Here is a 21,383-nt window from a genome sequence, read left to right as displayed (position 1 = left end):
GACTCCTCGCGGCCGGCTCGCATCTGCTGGCGGTCGCCCGGGTGCCTGATCGATGCGGGACGGACCGGCCGCGCGCACGTGGCGAGGGTTTCCGACGCCAGTGGGCGAAGACCGTGCCGCCGCCCGCGTCGCGCCCGTACAGTCCGGCGAGGCAGCAGAACCCGCGTACGCGAGGAGACCACGTGACTTCCCTCATCCGGCACATCACCTTCGACTGCGCCGAGCCGCACGAGCCCTACGAGCTGGCCGAGTTCTGGAGCCGGGTGCTCGGTCACCCGGTCGATCCGCGGGACGAACCGGGTGACGACGAAGTCGCCCTGCGCGTGCCCGCCGGTCGGACCGGCCTGCTGTTCGTGCGGGTGTCCGAGAAGAAGACACTCAAGAACCGGATCCACCTCGACCTGCAGCCGGACCGGCCGCGCGACGAGGAAGTGGAGCGGGTGGCGGCGCTCGGCGCGACCGTCGTCGACGACCGGCGCAAGCCCAACGGCAGGGGCTGGGTCGTCTTCGCGGATCCGGCCGGCAACGAATTCTGCGTAGAGGCCAGCGCGGCGGAACGCACGGCGGCCGGCCTGCCCGCGTGAGCCGAGAGCGCCCGGCGTACCACCGCCGGGCGCCCGCCCCACGCGTATGCCGTACGCGTTGTCGCGTACCCGGTACGCGGACGGCGGCACCCCCTCTAGCCTTCCCGCATGGGTGCACTGGAACGGTCGGCCGCTCCGACCCCCGCCCCTTACCGCCGGATCGCCGCGGAACTCCGCGCCCGCATCGCCTCCGGCGAACTGCGCGCGGGCGACAAGGTCCCCTCCACCCGGCAGATCACCCAGGAGTGGGGCGTCGCGATGGCGACCGCCACCAAGGTCCTGGCGGTGCTGCGCCAGGAAGGGCTCGTACGGGCCGTGCCGGGCGTGGGTACGGTCGTGGAGTCGCCCGGCGGCCGGGCGGCGGGACCTCCGGCGCGCGCGCCCCGGCGCAATGGAGCGCGCGAGGGCGAGTCCGCGCTCACCCGGGAGCGCATCGTGCGGACCGCGATCGGCATCGCCGACGCGGAGGGCGCGGCGGCCCTGTCCATGCGCGCCATCGCGGCCGAACTCGGCGTCTCCACCATGGCGTTGTACCGCCATGTGCGGGGCAAGGGCGAGCTGGTCGTCATGATGGCGGACGCCGTCTTCGGCGAGGACGAGCCACCGGCCGACGCGCCCGAGGGCTGGCGGGAGCGCCTGGAGGCGGCCGCGCGCCGGCAGTGGGCGCTCTACCGCCGCCACCCGTGGCTCGCGAAGGCGATGTCCTTCATCCGCCCCCCGCTCCCGCCGAACGCCCTGGCCCATATGGAGTGGGCCATGGCCCCCGTCGTGCGGCTGGGCCTCGACCCGCGGGCGGTGCTCCACATCACCGTCACCGTCGCGGGTTTCGTGCGCGGCGTCGCCGTGAACCTGGAGGACGAGGCCGAGCGGGACACCCAGTCGCGGTTCCCGGCGATGGTCGAGAACGTCGAGTCGGGCCGGTACGCGAGGTACGGGCGCGGCCTGCGAGACCAGGGCGTCGACCTGTCCTTGGACTCGATGTTCGAGTTCGGGTTGCTGCGGCTGCTGGACGGGATGGGCGCGTACATCGCGGAGCGGCGCCCCGGTCCGTGAGGGACAGGGGCGCCGACGTGGCGTACGCGTGCTCGTAACCCGAGCCGGGCCGATTCTCAGTGCCGGGCGGCGGCCTCCGGGGTCCGCTCCGCCTCCCCGGCGGCCGGCGGCTCCGTACCGATGTCCGTCGGTACGCCCCGCAGCGCGGCCACCGTGAGGGCGGCGGCTACGAGGAAGAGCGCCGTGCCGCCGAGGGCCGCGACGTTCATGCCGTGCGTGAACGCCTCGCGGGCCGCGGTCAGGACGCTCTCGCCCGCCGTGCCCGGCAGTCGCGCCGCGACGGCCGCCGCGCCGCCGAGCGTCTCGCGCGCCGCCTCCAGCGCGCCGTGCGGCAGCTCGGCGGACAGCGCGTCGGTCACGTCGCGGCGGTAGACGGCCACGCCGGCCGTGCCGAAGAGGGCCATGCCCATGGCGCCGCCGAACTCCTGGCCGGTCTCCAGCAGCGAGGCCGCGGTGCCCGCCTTCTCGGGCGGGGCGGTGGCGAGCGCCATGTCGGAGACCAGGGCCATCACGATGACGATGCCGCAGCTGACGACGGCCGCGCCGACCAGCACGAGCGCCAGCGACCGGGGACCGCAGAGGGCGAGCAGCGCGTAACCGGCGGCGCCGATGACGAAACCGGCGGCCATGACGTACGCCTTGGGAAGCCGCTGGCCGAGGGTGGCGGCCACCGGAGCGGTGATCCCCACCGCGAGCGAGGGGACGGTGCCCCACAGCGCCGCCTCCAGCGGGCCCTTGCCGAGCACCGACTGGAGGTACTGCGTGGTGAAGTACGCGGAGCCCATCATTCCGAAGGTGGCGAGGGTGTTGAGCCCGATGCCGACGCCGAACGCCTGGTGCCGGAACAGCGCCCGGCTGATCATCGCGTCGCGGCGGGTGCGCTGACGGTGGACGAAGACGGCGGCGACGGCCAGCCCGGCGGCGACGCACGCCGCCATGGGAAGGGAGAAGCCGTGGGCGGCGATCTCCTTGATCCCGTAGATCACCGGCAGCACGGCGCCCATCGACAGCGGCACGCTCGGCAGGTCGAACCGGCCCGGGGCGGGGTCCTTGAACTCCGGTACGAGCAGCGGCACCAGGACCAGCAGCAGCACCATCGCGGGCACGTTGATCAGGAAGACCGAGCCCCACCAGAAGTGATCGAGCATCAGCCCGCCCAGCACCGAGCCGAGCGCGATGCCGCCGGCCATGGCCCCGCTCCAGATCCCGATCGCCTTCGAGCGCTGCTTGTCGTCCCGGAACAGGTTGCGCACCAGGGCCATGGTGCTCGGCATCAGCGTCGCGCCCCCGATGCCGAGGACGGCCCGCGCCGCGATGAGCATCTCGGGGTTCCGGGCGTACGCGGCGGCCACCGAGGCGGCGCCGAAGGCGGTGGCGCCGAAGAGCAGCAGCTTGCGGCGGCCTATCCGGTCGCCGAGCGACCCCATGGTGATCAGCAGCCCGGCGAGGGCGAAGGCGTAGCTGTCGAAGATCCACAGCTGCTGGGTGCCCGTCGGCTCCAGCTCGTTGCTGATGGCGGGGATGGCGAAGAAGAGGACGGAGACGTCCATCGAGACCAGGAGGAGGGGCAGCAGGAGGACGACGAACGCCGTCCATTCCTTGCGCCCGGCACGTACGCCGGAGTTCGTCATGCCGGTGACTATACGGACGTCTTAAACGCTTGTCTATGACGCTTGTATAAGACGGCCGTCATGCACCTACGGCATGCGCGCGGATCATGTACGGACGTCTGAGACGGTTGTCTTGTACGGGTGTCTGGTACACGCGTATGGCCGCGGTTAGGCTGCTGACATGGGACATCGTGAAGATCTGCTCGAAGGCGCCAAGGCGTGCCTGCTCGACAAGGGCTGGGTGCGGACCACCGCGCGCGACATCGTCGCCGCCTCGGGCGCCAACCTGGCCTCCATCGGTTACCACTACGGCTCCAAGGACGCGCTGATGATGGCGGCCTTCCTCAAGCTGACGGAGGAGTGGGGTGACGAGGTGAGCCGGACGCTCGCGGCCGGCGCCGGCGAGGGCGTCTCGCGCGGCGAATACCTCGCGGGCGCGCTGGACGCGCTGATCGGGGGGTTCGAGAGGGATCGCCGGTTCTGGGGGGTCCAGCTGGAGGTGATCGGGCAGATGGGGGGCAACCCCGAGCTGAAGAAGTGGTTCGCCGAGGTCCAGCCCAGCGGCCGGGAGGGCATGGTGGCGATCTTCGAGGGGGTTCCGGACACCGAGGTGAGCGAGGAGGCGACGCGCACCGCCGGCGCGTTCTACCACGCGCTCTTCATCGGGACGTGGGTGCAGTGGATCGTCGACGCGAAGACCGCGCCGACCGGTGCCGAGCTCGTCGAGGGCATGCGGCGGGCGCTGGCCGGCACGGTCCTGGACGCCCCCGCCATCGACGGGAAGTGACCTCACGTCGGCCGCGGCGCACCCACGCCGTCGCGGCCGTGCCGGGGGGTGACATCTGTCCAAAACGCTCTCCCCTGAGACATATTCCGGCGTTGTACGGGATATGGCCGAACTAGGCATGGCGCGAAGGGGCGGTGGAGCTTGGACTGGACGTACTGGATGTAGAGGGCAACAGTCCGTACGCCTGGAAGGTGAGCCATGACCGACATCGGGACCCGCTCCACAGCCTCGCCGGCCCCCTCAGCTCCCGCTTTCCCCCGCGACCGCACCTGCCCGTACCAGCCACCGGAGAGCTACGGCGCGCTGACGGCGAACGGGCCGCTCACCCGCGTCACGTTGTACGACGGGCGGGTGGTGTGGCTGGTGACCGGCCACGCCGAGGCCCGGACGCTGCTCACCGACCCGAGAGTCTCCACCGACCGACAGAATCCGGCCTTTCCCGTGGTCGCGCCGCGCGCCGAGTCGCAGCACACCGTCGTCCTCCCGCTGCTCGGCGTCGACGACCCCGAACACGCCCGGCAGCGCCGCATGCTGATCTCCCGTTTCGGCCTCAAGCGCGTCAACGCCATGCGCCCCCAGATCCAGGCCGTCGTCGACAGCCTCATCGACACCATGCTCGCCAAGGGGCCCGGCGCGGAGCTCGTCTCCGCGTACGCCCTGCCGCTGCCCTCGATGGTCATCTGCTCGCTGCTCGGCATCCCCTACGAGGACCACGACTTCTTCGAGACCCGGTCCCGGGACCTGCTCGCCGCGCGTACGGACCGCGAGTCGACCGCCGCCCGCGACGAACTCCGCGACTACCTCCACCGGCTCGTCGACCGCAAGGAGACCCACCCGGGCGAGGGACTCCTGGACGAACTCATCGCCGAGCGGCTCGCCGAGGGACAGCTCGACCGCGACGAGCTCGTCATGATGACGCTGCTGCTGCTCGTGGCCGGCCACGAGACCACCTCCAACATGATCTCCCTCGGCACGTACACCCTCCTCGAACACCCCGCGGAACTGGCGGCCCTGCGCGCCGATCCCACGCTGATGCCCGGGGCGGTGGAGGAGCTGCTGCGCTTCCTGTCCATCGCCGACGGGCTCGTACGCGTCGCCACCGAGGACATCGAGATCGCGGGGCGGACCCTGCGCACCGGCGACGGGATCATGATCGGTACATCGGTCGTCAACCGCGACGCCGCCGCCTACGACGCCCCCGAGACCCTCGACATCCACCGCTCGGCCCGGCACCACGTCGCCTTCGGCTACGGCATCCACCAGTGTCTGGGCCAGAACCTGGCCCGCGCGGAAATGGAGATCGCCCTCACCACCCTCGTGCGGCGGATACCCACGCTGCGCCTGGCCGTCGCACCCGAGGAGGTGCCGGTCAAGCCCGGCGACACGCTGCAAGGACTCTTCGCTCTGCCCGTCACCTGGTAACCCGGCAATTGAGAGATCGGAAGCGCACGATGAGCAACATCCGCATCAGTATCGACAGTGACATGTGCATCGGTTCGGGCCAGTGCGCCCTCACCGCGTCGAACGTCTTCACCCAGGACGACGACGGCTTCGGCACCGTCCTGCCCGGCCGCGAGGACGGCGCCGGCGACCCGTTCGTAAAGGAGGCGGCGCGGGCCTGTCCGGTTCAGGCGATCACGATCGAGGAGGGGTAGCACCGGGCGACCCGAAGGCGCGCGCGACGCAATCGTCCAGCACGGCCCCGAAGTCGCCCGGTGCGGCGGCTTCGGGCGCCTCCGCCCGTACGTCGTCCGCGCCGACGGCCAGGAAGTCCACATCGGCCCGCCCGTCACGGAACAGCACCACCGTCAGCCCCGAGTCCTCGGGCCCGTCGACCTGGATCCCGACCGAGTACGGCACGGTCACCCGCGCCCGGTCGGTCTCCAGCGGCTGCGGCCACGACGCGTCCGCGTCGACCCAGGTCACGGCCCCGGCCATCAGCCCACGCGCCTGCCAGCCGGGCAGGCGGCGGGTGATCTCGGCGGCGGCCAGGTCGAGGTCGATGGTGGGGGTGGTGTCGTCGAGGGTGTCGTCCGTCATCGGACCATGATCGCCGAGTGGGCGGGTCGGCCCGCCCCGTGCTCCGGAATTTCGCGGAGACGGCCTCGCCCTGATCATCCTTCTGCCACCCTCTGGTGTCCATGAACTCCATGGATTCCGCGAACCGGTGCGGCGCCGCGCGGCGTCGACCGCGTACCGCCGTCGCCTTCGCCGTCGTCGGCGTCCTGTGTTCCGTGGCCGCGTGCGGCGGTGGGCACCCGTCCGTGGGCGGTCGGGCAGCCGAGCCGAAGGCCGCGTCGACGGCCTTCCCGGAAACCCCCACCGCCAGGTTCCAGGGCGCGTGGCCCACCCCGCTCGGCGAGACCGATCCCGCCGACGTGGTGACGCTGGGCGCGAGCCTTGCCTACGCCTATGACCGGGACGACGTCGGTGTCACCGCCTACCGGCTGGACTCCGGTGACATCGCCTGGCACACGGCCGTCCCGGGCGGCGGCAGCGTCGCCCAGGTGCCCCGCCTCATGGGCGACGAGGTGATCGGTGCCTTCGCCACCACCGAACAGGGCGAGGGGACCCACCCCGACCGGCACGGCATCACGGTCATCGCCCTGGACGCCGGCACCGGCAGGACCTTGTGGACGCGCGAGATCCCTGGAGACAGCGCCGCGGCCGTTCCCCATGTGGTCGGCGCCGACGCCGAGCACGTACTCGTCGCCTCGTACGAGGAGGGCTACGCGGAGACGCCACCCCTGTCCGCCCTGCTCGACACGCGCACCGGCCGGGTCCTCTGGATCGACACCGACTTCAAGGGGGTGGATCTGGAACGGTCGGTGGCGGTCGGCGTGCGCCGCGACGGCGATTTCGCGGGCAGGTCCACCTCCGACGGCTCCCGGCTGTGGAAGCGGGACCTCCGACTCGGCGAGGCGCTGACATCGGACCCCGGACCCGGACTGACCTGGGCCGACGGAACCGAGGCGGGCGGCACCCTGCTGATCGACCCCACGACCGGCGCGACCCGCCTGGACTCGGGCGACACCTCGCTCGACGAGTGCCACTACGACGGCTGGAACACCACGATCTGCGCCGGAGCCGACGGTTCCGGCGACGCGACCGTCTGGGCCGTGGACGTGCGCACCGCGCGCGTCCTGTGGCGCCTGCCCGACGGACCGGCGAACCGTATCGCGCCCGAGATCACCTCGGCGTGGCACGGGACGGTCTACGCCCGGGCCGAGCAGGCCATGACGCTCGACGCCCGCACCGGCAGAGACCTCCGCACGGACATCGGTCCGATCTCCCCCGACCTGGTCAACGACGGCTACGGCCTGGTCTACGACCCCTCGGCCCGGTCGGTCGACGTCTACCGGGCCGGCGCCGCATCCGACTCCGGCTGAGCGCCTACCGGGCAGCGGTTCCTGCGGAAACGCGCGAAAGTCTTGGTGATCGCCGGTTTCGCCAACCGGGGTTCACCGGCTGTGCAGGGCTCAGCCGCATCCGCAGGTCGCCGGCCGGGCGACGGGCGTTCGCGCCGGCGCACCTCCGACCGCTTGCCGAACGCCTTGCCCCGCCCCGCGCGCCGCGCACGCCGTGAGAGGCGCATGCCCGCCACAAGACGGCGCCGCCGACGCCCTCCAGGAGCCGTTGTCCCGCCCCCTGCGGCTCCTTGCCCCCTCCCCGGCCCGCACCTAGCCTTGCTCGGGTGCGCCGAAGAACAATTCGGTCAGCACCTATGCATAGAGCCGCAATTCGTTCGAGGCTCGAGATCTCAGCACCGAATTCGCGTGACGCTCCGCAACTGACGGCTGTCCCGGGCCGTGACCCCGTGTCGGGCCGCACGACAGCGCCGCCCCTCGCCCGCAGAAGGAGAAGTCGGCATGGATGCTGAGCCCATTGCCTTGGTAGGGATCGGGTGCACGCTCCCCGGCAAAGTGCACGGGCTGGACGACATGCACACCGTTCTGCGGGAAGGGCGGGACTGCGTCGAGGAGATCCCGTCCAGCCGGTGGGACGTGGACGCGCTCTACGACCCCGATCCCCTGGCCCTGGGCAAGACCTATGTCCGCCACGGCGGATTCGTCGACGACGTCGACCGTTTCGACGCGGCGTTCTTCGGGATCTCGGACGCCGAGGCGGTCCGCATGGATCCGCAGCAGCGCCTGCTCCTGCAGACCGTGTGGCACGCCCTGGAGCATGCCGGGCAGGACCCCCTCGACCTCAGGGGCAGTAGCACCGGCGTCTTCCTGGCGATGATGAACAGCAACAACTACTCAGTCCTCAAGCACGACGTGGAGGGCCTCACCGGCATCACGGCCTACGACTCGGTGGCCGACGAGATCAGCATCAGTGCCGGCCGTATCGCCCACTTCCTCGACCTGAAGGGGCCGTGCCTCACGGTCGACACCGCCTGCTCGGGGTCGCTGACCGCGTTGCACCTGGCCCGGCAGTCCATCCTCACCGGCGAGTGCGACTCGGCCATCGTCGCCGGGGTCAATCTGATCCTCGCGCCCGGGGTGCACATCTCCTTCTGCAAGCTGGGTCTGTTCTCCCGCAGCGGGCAGTGCCGGGCGTTCGACGCGAAGGCGGACGGCTACGTCCGCAGTGAGGGCTGCGTGGCCGCGCTGGTGCGCCGTCAGTCGCTCGCAGAGGAGCGCGGCGATCCCATCCTGGCCAGCGTCATCGGCACCGCGATCAACCATGACGGGCGTACCCCCGCGCTGACCGCGCCCAGCGGCCGGACCCAGGAGTACGTCATCCGCTCGGTGCTCTCCCGTACCGGCGTCGATCCCGCCCAGGTCGGCTACGTCGAGGCGCACGGCACCGGGACCCCGGTCGGGGACCCCATCGAGATGAACGCCATCGCCGGTGCCTACGGCCACGCCCACACCGCGGACCGGCCGCTCTACGTCGGGTCGGTGAAGAGCAACTTCGGTCACACCGAGGCCGCCGCCGGTCTCCTCGGCGTCGTCAAGGCCGCCCTCTCCCTGCACCGCGAGACCATCTACCCCAGCATTCACCTCGACCGGCTGAACCCCAAGATCGACCTGAACGGCGCCGCGGTGGAGGTTCCCGGGGAACCCGTGCCCTGGCCCCGGGGGGACGTCCCGCGCCTGGCCGGAGTCAACTCTTTCGGCTACAGCGGCACCAACGCCCATGCGATCCTGCGCGAAGCACCGCGGCCACGGCCCCGTGACGGCGAGGCGGAGCCACGCCCCGCCGAGCTGCTGGTCCTGTCGGCCAAGTCCCCGGAGAGCCTGGACAGGCTGGCCGGCCGCTGGGCGGAGTATCTGTCGCGAAGCGACCAGGAGACCCTGCCGGAGGCCGTGTTCACCGCCGCCGCCGGACGCGCCACGCACCGCCACCGCCTCGCGGTGACCGGGCAGGGAACCGTCGGGATCGCCAACGACCTCCGGCTGTGGCGGACCCACCGGACGCCTCCGTCGGTCAGCAGCGGCCATCCTGCCAAGCCCGCCCGGACCGCCTTCGTCTTCACCGGCCAGGGCGTGCAGTACCCCGGTATGGCCCGCGAACTGTACGGCACCGAACCGGGCTTCGCCGCCGCCGTCGACCGGTGCGCCGAGGTGCTCGACGGCGAACTGCCCGTGCCGCTGCGGCAGCTCCTCTTCGAGGAGCAGTCCCCGGAGGCGCTCGACGACACGCGCCTGGCCCAGCCGGCGCTGTTCGCCGTCGAGTACGCGCTCGCCGCCCAGCTGCGCTCCTGGGGAGTCGTCCCGGACGCGGTGGTCGGGCACAGCGTCGGCGAGATCGCCGCCGCGTGCGTCGCCGGCATGTTCTCCCTGGAGGACGCCGCCCGCTTCAGCGTGCTGCGTGGCCGGCTCATGGGCGAGCTGCCGCGCGACGGGGTGATGCTGGCCGTGGACGCGGACCCGGAGACCGTGCGGGGCTGGGTGTCCGGGCGGGAGGCCGACGTCTCGATCGCCGCGGTCAACGGCCCGCGCTCCGTGGTCGTCTCGGGCCGGGCGGAGGCCGTGGAGGAGGTGGCGCGCCGCGCCGAGGCGAAGGGCAGCCGGACCGCCCGGCTGCGCACGTCCCACGCCTTCCACTCGCCGCTGATGGACCCGGTTCTGCCCGACTTGGGCAAGGCGGCCGCCGGGCTGCGCCCGGCCGCACCGGCGGTGCCGGTGTTCTCCAACGTGACGGGCGAGGCCCTGACCGGGGCCGAAGGGCCGGAGTACTGGAGCCAGCAGGTCCGCCGGCCGGTCCGGTTCCACGACAGCATGCGCGCGGTGGCGGCCCTGGGCTGCACCGTGGTCGTCGAGATCGGTCCGCACCCCGCCCTGCGGGCGCACATTCCGGAAGCGTTCGGCGCCACCGGCGTCACGGTGATCCCCACCCTGCTGCGCGACCGGCGGGACGTGCGCAACCTCCTCACCGCCGCGGGCGCCCTGTTCACCGCGGGGGCCGCGATCGACCTGCCCGCGCTCTACCGCGGCCCGCGCCACCGCCGTACCTCGTCCGCCCCGCAGTACCCGTTCCGCAAGGACCGCTACTGGCTGACGCCCGCGCCGGACGCCGGCCGCGGCGAGTCGGCGGAACCGGCCCCGCGCCGGCAGTCCACGGTCCCGGCGGCTCCGGCCGAGCCGCGTCCCGCCACCCGGACCGTCCACCGGCACGAGGTGCGGCCGGGAACGCCGTGGGCGGACCACCGCATCCTCGGCTCGACCGTCTTCCCGGCCACCGGCTACCTGGACCTGGCCGTGAACGCCTACGCCTCGGTCAACGGCCACGGCTCCGCGCCGGTCGAGCTGACCGACGTCGGCTTCGTCCGGCCACTCCTCCTGGCCCCCGCCAGGACCAGCAGCGTCCAGGTCGACCTGGAGGGCGAAGGGCCCGCGACGGACGGCCGCTTCCGGTTCACCGTGGCCGGAGGGGACGGCACGCCCCGGTACTGCCAGGGGAAGGCCGGGCCGGCCCCGCAGCAGAGCTCCTCCGGGACCCGTCCCGGGGAACTGCGCGCGGCAATGTCCGCGGAGCTCGCGCCCGGGCGGCTCTACGGGCAGCTGCGGGAGGACGGCATGGAGTACGGCGCGAGCTTCTCCACCGTCCGCGAGCTGTGGCTCGACAAGGCGGGCGGCCAGGCGTTGGGCCGGATCACGGCCGCTCCCGACGGGGCGTCGCACGTGGGCCACGAGCACCGGTTCGCCACCATGCTCGACGGCTGCTTGCACCTGACCGCCGCGGCGGCGCGCGACGGCGCGGCCAGGGGCACCTACATCCCGGTCGGCATCGGCCGCATGATGCTGCGCGGCCCCCTCCCCGACCAGGTCTGGGGCCACATCCGGCTGCGGCCCAACGACACCGGGACCGCGTTCACGGCCCGGCTGCGCGTCCTGGACGACACCGGGAACGTCCTCGCGGACCTGGAGGACGTCGAGTTCCGGCGCATCGCCTCGCTCACCGACACCTCGGCGGTCCCGGCCGCACCGGCCGACAGCCACTCCCGGGACGGCAGCGACTCGCGGCAGAAGCTGCGGGAACGCGTCGAGCCCCTCCCGGCCGAAGAGCGGCGGCAGGCGGTCATCGGCTGGCTCACCGACGAGATCGTCGACACCCTCGGGCGGATGTCGGCCGAGCTGGAGGTCGACATCCATCATCTCGACCCCTCCCTGGCCCTGCTGGAGATCGGCCTGGATTCCCTGAGCATCACCGAACTCCAGCGGCGCATCCAGGAGAAGCTCGACTTCCGCTTCAAGGCGATGGAGGCACTCGAATACCAGAGCATCGAGGAACTGGCGGAGTACCTGCTCCAACGGGTGATCCTGGCGGAGGCGGCCGGCACGGCCACCGCCCCGATGGACTCCTGAACCTGTCCTCCCACCGCACCCGGCAGATCCCACCAGAGGGGAAGTGCCAGCAACCGTGTTGAGCCCCGACTTCGTCAACAGCTACCTCGACAGCCACCTCGGCGAGCGCCAAGTCAACAAGATCCAGCACGGCTTCCCGTCGCCGCGCTTCTGGAACGACCTGTCCGTGCCACTCGAAGAGATCAGGGAGGACCGCCGCCGACTGCGCGAAGCGCACGGCAAGTCCCCGGTGTTCCTGTACATCGGCGTGCCCTACTGCATCAAGACCGACCCCGGCAAGTGCGGGTACTGCCTGTTCCCCGTCGAGGAGTTCCAGGGCAACGCCGCACTGGAGAACTACTACGGCTACGTGGAACGCGAAGCCGAGATGTACCGGGAGCAGATGGAGGGCACCGTCCTCGCCGGGGCCTACTTCGGCGGGGGCACCTCGAACCTCTACAGGGCCCCCGTCTACCACCGGATCATGGACATGGTGCGCCGTCTCTTCCCCGAGATCCCGGAACAGGCGGACCTCACCCTGGAGGGCATTCCCCAGCTCTTCACACGGGAGAAGATGCAGGCGATCAGCGACTCCGGGATGAACCGGATCAGCATGGGCGTCCAGCAGGTCAACGAACGGCTCAACAGCCTCAGCGGGCGCAAACAGACGACCAAGCACGTCATCCAGAGCCTGGAGTGGGCCCGCGAACTCGGTCTGTCCGCCAACGTGGACCTCATCTTCGGCTGGCCCCAGCAGACCGTGGACACCCTGTTGGAAGATCTGGAGACCCTGGTCTCCTGGGACGTCCACGACATCACGCATTACGAGCTGAACGTCGGCGGCCCGACCGACTTCGCGCTCAACCGTTACCACGAGCTGCCCAGCACCCTGGCCAACCTGGAGATGTACCGGGCGGGGCGGGACTTCCTGCTCGACCACGGCTACCAGCAGCTGTCGACCTACAACTTCCGCCGCCCCGGCGATCCCACGGCCCGGGACTTCCGCGAGGGCTACACCACCCGCTTCGACCACCTGGACACCCTCGGGCTCGGCTACGCGGCGATCACCTTCTTCGGCAACCCCGCGCTACCGCCGGACCGCTCCTGGTCGTTCATCAACCACCGCAGCCTGCCCCAGTACAAGGCGGCGATCGACCACGGCCGGTTCCCGGTCGAGCGGGGCTTTAGGCACACCCCCGACGACTGGCTGATGATGCTGCTTTTCCGCAGCCTCATCAGCACGGAGATCGACCGGACCCAGTACCGCGCCGCCTTCGGCCTCGACGTCTACGAGAAGTTCGCCACCGTCTGGGACGCCCTGGCCGAGCGGGGCTACGCGGAGATCACCCCGGAGCGGATCCACCTGGTCGGCGACGGCGCGTTCTACGCCCCCATGATCTCCGGCCTCCTCGCCGAGGAGCGCTACCGCGAGCTGCGCGAGGAGGCCGCACAGCGCAAGAAGGAGTCGCGCCGGCCCGCCGCCGCGACGGGCGTGACGCTGCCGGTGCCCGGGGCGGGCAGTGGCGGATGACCTCCCCCTGGCGGGGCGCGGCTGCGTTGTCACCGGCGGATCGCGGGGCATCGGCGCCGCGGTGGTGCGGCTGGCGCTGGCACAGGGCGCCGACGTCGTCTTCGGGTACCACAGCGGAGAGGAACGGGCCCGCGCCCTGGCCGAGGAACTGCGCGCCGCCCACCCCGGGCGGCGCTGCGTCCCGCTGTACGCCCAGGTCGCCGACGCCGAGGAGGCCGAACGCTTCACCACTGCGGCCCTGAACCATCTGGACCGGTTCGACGTCCTCGTCAACAACGCCGGCGTCACCCGTGACACCCTGTTTGCCCGCATGGTCCCGCAGCAGTGGCACGAGGTCATCGCCACCAACCTCGACAGCATGTACACCGTCACCAAGCCGCTGCTGATGCCCCTGGTGAAGCAGCGCAGCGGCGCCATCGTCAACATCGCCTCCTCGTCCGGGCTGCACGGCGTCCCCGGCCAGACGGCCTACTCGGCGGCCAAGGCCGGCGTCATCGGCTTCACCAAGGCCCTGGCCAAAGAGATCGGCGCCCGGGGCGTCACCGTCAACGCCGTCGCCCCCGGGCTCATCGAGACGGACATGACGGCGGCGATGCCGGAGGACAAGGCCGAGTTCCTGAAGTCCATGATTCCCGGGCAGGCGTTCGGCTTCCCCGAGGACGTGGCACACCTGGTGTGCTTCCTCGCGTCCGACCACGCCCGCTACATCACCGGGCAGGCCATCGAGGTATCCGGCGGCCTGGTCGTCTGAGAAGCCGGGCGGCCCGGAGGAACCACGCCTCCGGGCCACCCGACTTCCGACTGCGGCATGGGGCCCTCAGCCGAGGGCCCCATGGCCGCCGCTCACCCGGATCAGGCCCTCCTGCGCCAGGGTGGCCACCAGCGTCCCGTCGCGGGTGAAGACCCGCCCCAGGACCAGTCCCCGCCCTCCGCAGGCCACCGGGCTCTCAAGGGCGCAGAGCAGCCACTCGTCCGCGCGGACGGGGCGGTGGATCCACACGGTGTAGTCGATGCTCCGGCCGCTGGCATGGAACCACGAGATGCCGTGCCGGACCAGGACCGTCTCCAGCATGGTGACGTCGCAGATGTACACCAGCAGGCAGGCGTGGAGCAGGCGTTCGCGGCCGGCGGTCGCCCCGGACGGCAGTTCGCCCTTGGCTCGTACCCATACCTGAGTCCGGGAGGACACCAGCGACGGGTCCTTCTCCGCGTCGAAGCCCAGCGGGCCGACGAAGCGCAGCTCGTACGGCTTCCCAAGGGGTTGCATCACCTGGCCGAACGCCGTGGTCAGCCGCTCCTCGTAGGTCGGCAGGCTCTCCGGAGCCGGGACGGGCGGCATGGGGTCCTGGTGGCCGAGGCCCGGCTCGGGGCGGTGGAAGGAGGCGGTCAGGGCGAACATCTCCCGGCCGCGCTGGGTCGCGTGAACCCGTCGGGTGGCGAAGGAGGCGCTGTCCTTCACCCGCTCGATCCGGTAGTCGAAGGGCGCGGTCGGCAGGGCGGGCCGCAGGAAGAAACAGTGCACCGAGTGCACGGGCAGCCCAGTGGATACCGTGCGGCCGGCCGCGGCCAACGCCTGGGCGGCCAGATGCCCTCCGTACACCGGGGAGGACCGCTCCAGGGGCGGGCGCCCGACGAAGTGGTCCCCGTCGCCCCCTTCCGGAGCGGGGGCGAGATCGAGCAGGCCGAGCAGGTCCGGCAGCGCACGTTCCTGATCCATGGACCCCACTTCACCTCGGCGTCACCGCACGGGAGCCAGTATCTCCACCGCGGACCCGGCCCTCAACCGAACCGCCCGAAGGCGCGGCCGGGTTGCACTGCCGACTGGACGCGGGCCGGTGCGGTACCTCGGAGTCACGCGTGGTGAACAACCGCCGTGAACCCGACGGCTCCGTACGACCTCGGGTCCGCGCTCGACCGGGGAGGCCCGCCTATGTCCGATCGCTTCGGCGCGGCGCTGTACCGGCGGCGTGCCGCCGTGCTGTGGGTGAGCGCGCTCGTCCTCGCCCTGACCGCGATCGGCGGTCTGGGCGTGGAGAACCGGCTGGTCCACGGCGGGTTCTCCGACCCCCACGCGCAGTCCTCCCGCGCCGGGCGCCTGGTGTCCGAGCACTTCCCCTCCGCCGGTGACGACCTGGTGCTGCTGCTGAGCGGGGCCGGCCCTGTCGACTCACCGGCGGTGGCCTCCCTGGGCGCCGCGCTGACCCGGCGCGCCGCGCAGGCCCCGGGCGTGCGGGCGGCCACGCCGGGGGTGAGCGGTGCGACATCACGGATTTGCCGGTCCGTTGTCGACGAAACGCCTTCATGGTCAGCGAAGCGCCTACAGCCGCGCCGCCTTCAACGCCATGTGCAGCAGCAGCCGGTCCTCGCCGTTGTCCAGGTCGAGGCCCGTGAGCTGTTCGACGCGGGACAGGCGGTAGTAGAGGGTCTGGCGGTGGATGCCGAGGGCGGCGGCCGTGCGGCCGGCCTGGCCGGCGTGGTCGAGGAACGTCTCGGCCGTGCGGGCCAGTTCGGCGTGGGCCGGGGCCAGCAGGGGCCGTACGGACATGTCCGCCGCCGACTCCGGCGGCAGCACGGCCAGCACCCGGTAGGGGCCGATGCCCGACCACTCCGCCACCGGGCCCAGGCGGGGCTCCGCGGCCGCCGCGCGCGCCGCCGCGAGGGCCTCGCCCCACGCCGCCGGCAGTTCCGTCAGGCCCCGGCGCGGAGCGCCGAGCCCGGCCGCGGCGGCGGACCGGCCGCCCGCGCGCGGCGAGCGCAGCAAGCGGTCGGCGGCCGTCAGCGCCGGCGCCGCCGACGTCGTGGCCCGCAGCCGGATCAGCGCCGCGAGCGCCGCCGAACCGTCCGGCAGGGCGTCCGGCACCGCGCAGAGCGCGGCCACGCCCGACTGCGCGGCCAGCGTCGAGCCAGGACCGTCCGCCGGGGGCTGATCGGCCTCGCCCGCCGGGCCGTCGGATTCGCCCACCACCTGCCACGGCGCCACCGCGACCACCGCCAGCGGCCCGTCCGCCGAGGACCCCAGCGACTCGCGCAGCGCGGCCCGCGCCGCGTCCCGCCCGCCCGGCCGGGCCGTCAGCAGCTCCCGCAGCAGCTCGCCCAGCTCGGCGCCCGCCCGGGCCTCGGCGGCCAGCAGCGCGCCGATCCGGGCGGCCGTCTCCATCGCCTGGGCCAGCCGGGGATCCGCGAACGGCACGCTCAGGTCCAGCCCCGCCAGATGCTCGTCGTCCAGCAGCCACACATAGCCGTGGACCACACCTCGATGGCGTACGGGCAGACAGATGCGGCCCTTGAACACCCCCGCCGCCGGATCCGGGGGAATCCGCAGCGGCGCCTGCGCCCGGGCGATGCCGAACGCCTCGAACCACGCCCGTACGGCCGCCGTCGACCGCCGCTGGAGGATCGACCGGGTCCGTACGGGGTCCATCGTCAGTTCGAGATCGTCGTCACCGCCGTGGGCGCCGAAGGCGATCAGCCCGAAATCCCGGTCCTCCAGGGTCGCGGGCGCGCCGAGCGCCGCCGAGATCTCGTCCACGAGCTGCTGATAATCGCCTCGCATGCCGGGCGCACCCCTTCCTTCTCCGATCCCTCGCCGACCCCGTGCCGGCCGACCTCGTGAACGCACGCCTACCAACGGAAACCCATTGTCATACATCTGTCTGAGATCCCGGCCACGGATGCGTGACAGCTGTCGATGGCAGAGGATCGAGGCGATCTCTAGGTTTCACGATGAGTTACTTATGCCGTCCCCCGCCGTGGGGACAGCCGTCATCGTGGAGGTGCCCCATGCTGGGTCCCGTGATCCTCGCTGCGTCGCGCAGCGACAAAATGCGCCGCTTCGTGTCGGCCGCCCCGGGCACCAAGCAGGTCGTCGACCGCTTCATCGCCGGTGAGACGGTCGACCACGTGATCCCGATCGTGCGGGACGCCGCGGCCAAGGGCCTCGAGGTCACCCTCGACGTCGTCGGCGAGGACATCACCACGGTCGAGCAGTCGTACGCCGCGCGCGACGCCTACCTGGAGCTGGTCGAGCGCCTCAAGGAGCTCGGCCTCGGCGAGAAGGCCGAGATGTCGGTCAAGCTCTCCATGTTCGGCCAGGCGCTGGAGGGCGGCCACGAGCTGGCCCTCGCCAACGTCCGCCCGGTCGTCGAGGCCGCCGCCGCCATCGGCACCACGGTGACCCTGGACGCCGAGGACCACACCACCCTCGACTCGATGTTCGCCATCCACGAGGAGCTGCGGAAGGACTTCCCGAAGACGGGCTGCGTCATCCAGGCGTACCTCTTCCGCACCGAGGACGACGCCCACCGCCTGGCCGCGGCCGGCAGCCGGGTGCGTATCGTGAAGGGTGCGTACAAGGAGCCCGCCTCCGTCGCGTTCCAGGACAAGGCGGAGATCGACAAGGCGTTCGTCCGCATCGTCAAGATCCTGATGGCGGGCGACGGCTACCCGATGATCGGGTCGCACGACCCGCGCCTGATCGCCATCTCGCAGGAACTGGCGCGGCAGGCCGGGCGCAAACTGGATGAGTACGAGTTCCAGATGCTCTACGGCATCCGCAGCGACGAGCACCTCCGGCTGGCCGCCGACGGCCACCGGATGCGCGTGTACACCGCGTACGGCACCGACTGGTACGGCTACTTCATGCGCCGCCTGGCCGAGAAGCCCGCGAACCTGCTGTTCTTCGCCCGTTCCATCCTCACCACGGGCTGAGCACACCCGACTCCGTCCCCCCGAGACCCCCCGATCGAAGGAGACACGGCCATGGACGCTGTGACCCAGGTCCCCGCCCCGGTCAACGAGCCGGTGCACACCTACGCCCCCGGCACCCCGGAGCGCGCCCGCCTCGAGGCCAAGCTCAAGGAGCTGGCCGCGAACCCCATCGACCTGCCGATGACCATCAACGGTGAGAAGCGGATGGGCGGCGGCGAGCCGTTCCAGGTCGTGCAGCCGCACAACCACGCGGCCGTCCTCGGCACGTTCCACCACGCCACCACCCAGGACGCCCAGGACGCGATCGACGCCGCCCTGGCCGCCGCCCCGGCGTGGCGCGCGATGTCCTTCGACGACCGCGCCGCGATCATCCTGCGCGCCGCCGAGCTGCTGGCCGGCCCCTGGCGCGAGACGCTGGCCGCCTCCACCATGCTGGGCCAGTCCAAGACCGCTCAGCAGGCCGAGATCGACACCCCGTGCGAGCTCGTCGACTTCTGGCGCTTCAACGTGCACTTCGCGCGCCAGATCCTCGCCGAGCAGCCGGTCGCCAACTCCACCGGTGTGTGGAACCGCAGCGACCACCGGCCGCTGGAGGGCTTCGTCTACGCGATCACGCCCTTCAACTTCACCGCCATCGCCGGCAACCTCCCGACCGCCCCGGCCCTCATGGGCAACGTGGTCGTCTGGAAGCCGTCCCCGACCCAGACCCACGCCGCGGTGCTGCTGATGCAGCTGCTGGAGGAGGCGGGCCTGCCCAAGGGCGTCATCAACCTGGTGACCGGTGACGGCATCGCCGTCTCCGAGGTGGCCCTGAACCACCCCGAGCTGGCCGGCATCCACTTCACCGGCTCGACCAAGACCTTCCAGTACCTGTGGAAGACGGTCGGCAACAACATCGAGAAGTACAAGTCCTACCCGCGTCTGGTCGGCGAGACCGGCGGCAAGGACTTCGTCGTCGCCCACCCGAGCGCCGACCGCGCCATCCTGAAGACCGCCCTGACCCGCGGCTCCTTCGAGTTCCAGGGCCAGAAGTGTTCGGCCTCCTCCCGTGCCTACGTCCCGCGCTCCATCTGGGAGGACGGCTTCAAGGAGGAGTTCGCGGCCGAGGTCGACGGCATCACCATGGGTGACGTCACCGACCTGTCGAACTTCATCGGCGCCGTCATCGACGACCGCTCGTTCGCCAAGAACAAGGCGGCCATCGACCGCGCCAAGGCCGACCCGACGTGCACGATCGTCGCGGGCGGCTCGTACGACGACTCGGTCGGCTACTTCGTCCGCCCGACCGTCATCGAGTGCACCGACCCGGCCAACGAGGTCTTCACGACCGAGTACTTCGGCCCGATCCTCGCCGTCCACGTCTACGAGGACGCCGACTTCGACGCGATGCTGGCCCAGATGGAGTCCGTCTCGGCGTACGCGCTGACCGGTGCCGTCATCGCCCAGGACCGCTACGCGGCGGCCGACGCGATGGAGAAGCTCCGCTTCGCCGCGGGCAACTTCTACATCAACGACAAGTCGACCGGCGCCGTCGTCGGCCAGCAGCCCTTCGGCGGCGGCCGTGCCTCGGGTACGAACGACAAGGCCGGTGCCGCGTCCAACCTGATGCGCTGGACCTCGGCCCGCTCCATCAAGGAGACCCTGGTCCCGCCGACCGACTACCGCTACCCGCACATGGGCTGATCCGCCCCCTGACCCCCGCCCCCCGACCGGCCCCGAGCCGGCCGGGGGGCGGTGTCTTCTATCGGGCCGTGGCCGGCCGCGGGAGCGGGTCCTACAGGCCGCCGCAGTACGGCGGGATGATGTTGGCGTGGGCCACGTAGCCGCGGGTGCCCTTGGGCAGGCCGCCCCTGCTCTTGGCCTTCAGCTGGACGTAGTCCCACTTGCCCGACTTGCCGAGGATGCGGATCGGGTCCTTGAAGTAGAGCTGTCCCTTGACGGAGCCGGACGCGCTCGGCTTGGTGCGCAGCCGGGTGCCGTCGGTGTAGATGGCCGCGTTGTCGGCGTTGCACGGCTTGGCGGCGGCCGCCACGCGCTGCGGCGCGGCGGTGGGGGTGGCGGCCTGGGCCGGGGCGGCCAGGGCGGCGCCGCCGATCAGCGCGGCCGTGGTGAGCGCGAGGGATATACGACGCACGGAAATGTCCTCCGGTGGTTCGGCGTGATGACGTCTGCACGACACACGCGGGGCGCGGTCGAACAGGATCACGGCAACTGCCGCGGTGATCATCACCCTAGGTGTCCTCCGGCGACGCCCGCACGGCGGTTCTGTCACGCCCCTGTCACGACCGGGCGGGTCGGCCGGCCTCCTGGCGCGGCGTCGTCACAGCGTCACCACCATCGCGAACGCCAGCGCCGTCAGCAGGGGTCCGATCCCGTCGAGCACGGACCGGCCGCCCCCGTCGCGGAGCCCGTCGCCGAGCGTGCGTACGAGCGGATCGCCCAGCACGGAGCCGGTCAGCACCGCGGCCCACAGGGTGAGCGTGAAGCCGCCGGCCGCCTCCAGGCCCAGCGCGACGCCGATGCCCGCGACGAGGACGCCCGCCCAGGTCCTGTCGGGGAAGTGGGGCGACAGCGGACGGGCCAGGGTGCCGCCCAGCCGGGCCAGGGGTCCGCCGCAGCACCGGGCGGCCACGTCACCGAAGGCCACGGCCACGCCGACGGCGACCGCGGCGTTGTCCAGCACCACGAGCCCGGTCAGGGCCACCGGGATCCACAGCAGCGCGAAGACCGTGCGCGCCGCCCGCTCACCGCCCCGGGCGGTGTCGCCGGACAGCACCGCGGGCAGCACGCCCGCGACGAGCAGCAGCGCGAGCAGCCGCAGTCCGAAGACGTGCGGTCCCAGGAACGCCAGCGGCGGCAGCGTCAGCACGGCCGCGCCCAGCACCGCCCGCTCGCCCCGCCCCAGCCGGGCCCGGCGCGCGTACTCGACGGCCGCGGGCAGTCCCAGCACCGCCGCCAGCGCCCACCCGCCGACCGGGCCGCAGCCCAGCCCGCCGAGGAAGAGCGGCGCCGCCACCGCCCAGGTGAGCCAGCGGCGGCGCAGCGCGCCGCGGATCGGGAAGCGCGCGGGGACGGCCGCGGCGGCGACGCCGCCGACGCCCAGGGCGCCGGCGACGACGGGTATGGAGCGGGTGAGTGCCTCTTCCGCGCCGATCAGCATGCTCATCGCGCCTACCAGGACTTCCGTGCGTACGGGCCGTTCATGGGCACCACTTTCGCCCATGCGCGGGGCGGCTCCGGACCGGCGTCGGGTGCGGGCCGTCTCAGATAGTAGGAAGACCGAGTAATTGGGCAGACAGCACCGCGCGGCTGTCC

17 protein-coding genes are annotated in these 21,383 nt (G+C 72.0%); 11 read left to right on the top strand and 6 right to left on the bottom strand.

Translation table 11 applies throughout. From position 1 onward, the window contains the following. Positions 1-182 precede the first annotated feature (182 nt). Both ACZ303_RS10140 and ACZ303_RS10135 read left to right on the top strand, forming a co-directional pair. Entirely contained in the window at positions 183-584 is a 402-nt protein-coding gene (locus ACZ303_RS10140) for a VOC family protein (protein ID WP_467337050.1), read from the top strand. Positions 585-692: 108 nt separating this feature from the next. Continuing rightward, positions 693-1,637, top strand: coding sequence for a TetR/AcrR family transcriptional regulator C-terminal domain-containing protein (locus tag ACZ303_RS10135; RefSeq protein ID WP_467337049.1), 945 nt, complete (start codon positions 693-695; stop codon positions 1,635-1,637). A gap of 56 nt (positions 1,638-1,693) precedes the next feature. On the opposite strand, the gene ACZ303_RS10130 is transcribed toward ACZ303_RS10135, so the two are convergent. Further along, on the bottom strand, positions 1,694-3,268 hold the full coding sequence (locus tag ACZ303_RS10130; RefSeq protein ID WP_467337047.1) for an MFS transporter: 1,575 nt from the start codon (positions 3,266-3,268) through the stop codon (positions 1,694-1,696). Positions 3,269-3,428: 160 nt separating this feature from the next. Between ACZ303_RS10130 and ACZ303_RS10125 the strand changes: the two genes are divergently transcribed. From ACZ303_RS10125 to ACZ303_RS10115, 3 genes are all read left to right on the top strand, one after another. Then, the gene (locus tag ACZ303_RS10125) at positions 3,429-4,034 is read left to right on the top strand and encodes a TetR/AcrR family transcriptional regulator (RefSeq protein WP_467337045.1); all 606 of its coding nucleotides are present in this window, start codon (positions 3,429-3,431) and stop codon (positions 4,032-4,034) included. A gap of 198 nt (positions 4,035-4,232) precedes the next feature. Further along, on the top strand, positions 4,233-5,456 hold the full coding sequence (locus tag ACZ303_RS10120) for a cytochrome P450 (RefSeq protein ID WP_467337043.1): 1,224 nt from the start codon (positions 4,233-4,235) through the stop codon (positions 5,454-5,456). A gap of 38 nt (positions 5,457-5,494) precedes the next feature. After that, complete coding sequence (locus ACZ303_RS10115) at positions 5,495-5,689, top strand: ferredoxin (RefSeq protein ID WP_467337454.1); 195 nt, start codon at positions 5,495-5,497, stop codon at positions 5,687-5,689. Here ACZ303_RS10115 and ACZ303_RS10110 read toward each other — a convergent pair. Then, positions 5,670-6,074: a hypothetical protein gene (locus ACZ303_RS10110; RefSeq protein WP_467337041.1), complete on the bottom strand. Its 405-nt coding sequence runs from the start codon at positions 6,072-6,074 to the stop codon at positions 5,670-5,672. The two genes, ACZ303_RS10115 and ACZ303_RS10110, sit on opposite strands and share 20 nt — an antisense overlap. A 101-nt stretch (positions 6,075-6,175) precedes the next feature. Here ACZ303_RS10110 and ACZ303_RS10105 point away from each other — a divergent pair, with 101 nt between their 5' ends. From ACZ303_RS10105 to fabG, 4 genes are all read left to right on the top strand, one after another. Continuing rightward, positions 6,176-7,423: an outer membrane protein assembly factor BamB family protein gene (locus tag ACZ303_RS10105; protein WP_467337039.1), complete on the top strand. Its 1,248-nt coding sequence runs from the start codon at positions 6,176-6,178 to the stop codon at positions 7,421-7,423. A gap of 480 nt (positions 7,424-7,903) precedes the next feature. After that, a complete protein-coding gene (locus ACZ303_RS10100; protein WP_467337037.1) occupies positions 7,904-11,851 on the top strand; it encodes a type I polyketide synthase in 3,948 nt (1,315 codons plus the stop codon). 55 nt (positions 11,852-11,906) lie between these two features. Next, complete coding sequence (locus ACZ303_RS10095) at positions 11,907-13,361, top strand: coproporphyrinogen-III oxidase family protein (protein WP_467337035.1); 1,455 nt, start codon at positions 11,907-11,909, stop codon at positions 13,359-13,361. Then, positions 13,351-14,112: a 3-oxoacyl-ACP reductase FabG gene (gene fabG / locus ACZ303_RS10090; protein WP_467337033.1), complete on the top strand. Its 762-nt coding sequence runs from the start codon at positions 13,351-13,353 to the stop codon at positions 14,110-14,112. The genes ACZ303_RS10095 and fabG overlap by 11 nt, the downstream gene beginning before the upstream one ends. A 66-nt stretch (positions 14,113-14,178) precedes the next feature. On the opposite strand, the gene ACZ303_RS10085 is transcribed toward fabG, so the two are convergent. Both ACZ303_RS10085 and ACZ303_RS10080 read right to left on the bottom strand, forming a co-directional pair. Further along, the gene (locus tag ACZ303_RS10085) at positions 14,179-15,078 is read right to left on the bottom strand and encodes an acyl-CoA thioesterase (RefSeq protein WP_467337031.1); all 900 of its coding nucleotides are present in this window, start codon (positions 15,076-15,078) and stop codon (positions 14,179-14,181) included. A 600-nt stretch (positions 15,079-15,678) separates the two neighbouring features. Then, positions 15,679-16,914 carry a helix-turn-helix domain-containing protein gene (locus tag ACZ303_RS10080; RefSeq protein WP_467337029.1) on the bottom strand — a complete coding sequence of 412 codons (1,236 nt, stop codon included), beginning with the start codon at positions 16,912-16,914 and terminating at the stop codon, positions 15,679-15,681. A gap of 227 nt (positions 16,915-17,141) precedes the next feature. Here ACZ303_RS10080 and ACZ303_RS10075 point away from each other — a divergent pair, with 227 nt between their 5' ends. Further along, positions 17,142-18,068, top strand: a complete 927-nt coding sequence (locus ACZ303_RS10075; RefSeq protein WP_467337028.1) for a proline dehydrogenase family protein — start codon at positions 17,142-17,144, stop codon at positions 18,066-18,068. A 51-nt stretch (positions 18,069-18,119) separates the two neighbouring features. Further along, positions 18,120-19,751 (top strand): L-glutamate gamma-semialdehyde dehydrogenase, encoded by a 1,632-nt coding sequence (gene pruA / locus ACZ303_RS10070; RefSeq protein WP_467337026.1) that lies wholly within the window; start codon positions 18,120-18,122, stop codon positions 19,749-19,751. Between the two features lie 91 nt (positions 19,752-19,842). On the opposite strand, the gene ACZ303_RS10065 is transcribed toward pruA, so the two are convergent. Both ACZ303_RS10065 and ACZ303_RS10060 read right to left on the bottom strand, forming a co-directional pair. Further along, complete coding sequence (locus tag ACZ303_RS10065; protein WP_467337024.1) at positions 19,843-20,202, bottom strand: SH3 domain-containing protein; 360 nt, start codon at positions 20,200-20,202, stop codon at positions 19,843-19,845. A 186-nt stretch (positions 20,203-20,388) separates the two neighbouring features. Beyond that, positions 20,389-21,234, bottom strand: coding sequence for a phosphatidate cytidylyltransferase (locus tag ACZ303_RS10060; RefSeq protein ID WP_467337022.1), 846 nt, complete (start codon positions 21,232-21,234; stop codon positions 20,389-20,391). Between the last annotated feature and the right edge of the window lie 149 nt (positions 21,235-21,383).

This window comes from Streptomyces sp. NPDC023527 (assembly GCF_055560115.1).
The sequence above is the reverse complement of the archived record's forward strand: the minus strand, read 5'-3'. Positions and strand labels throughout refer to the sequence as shown.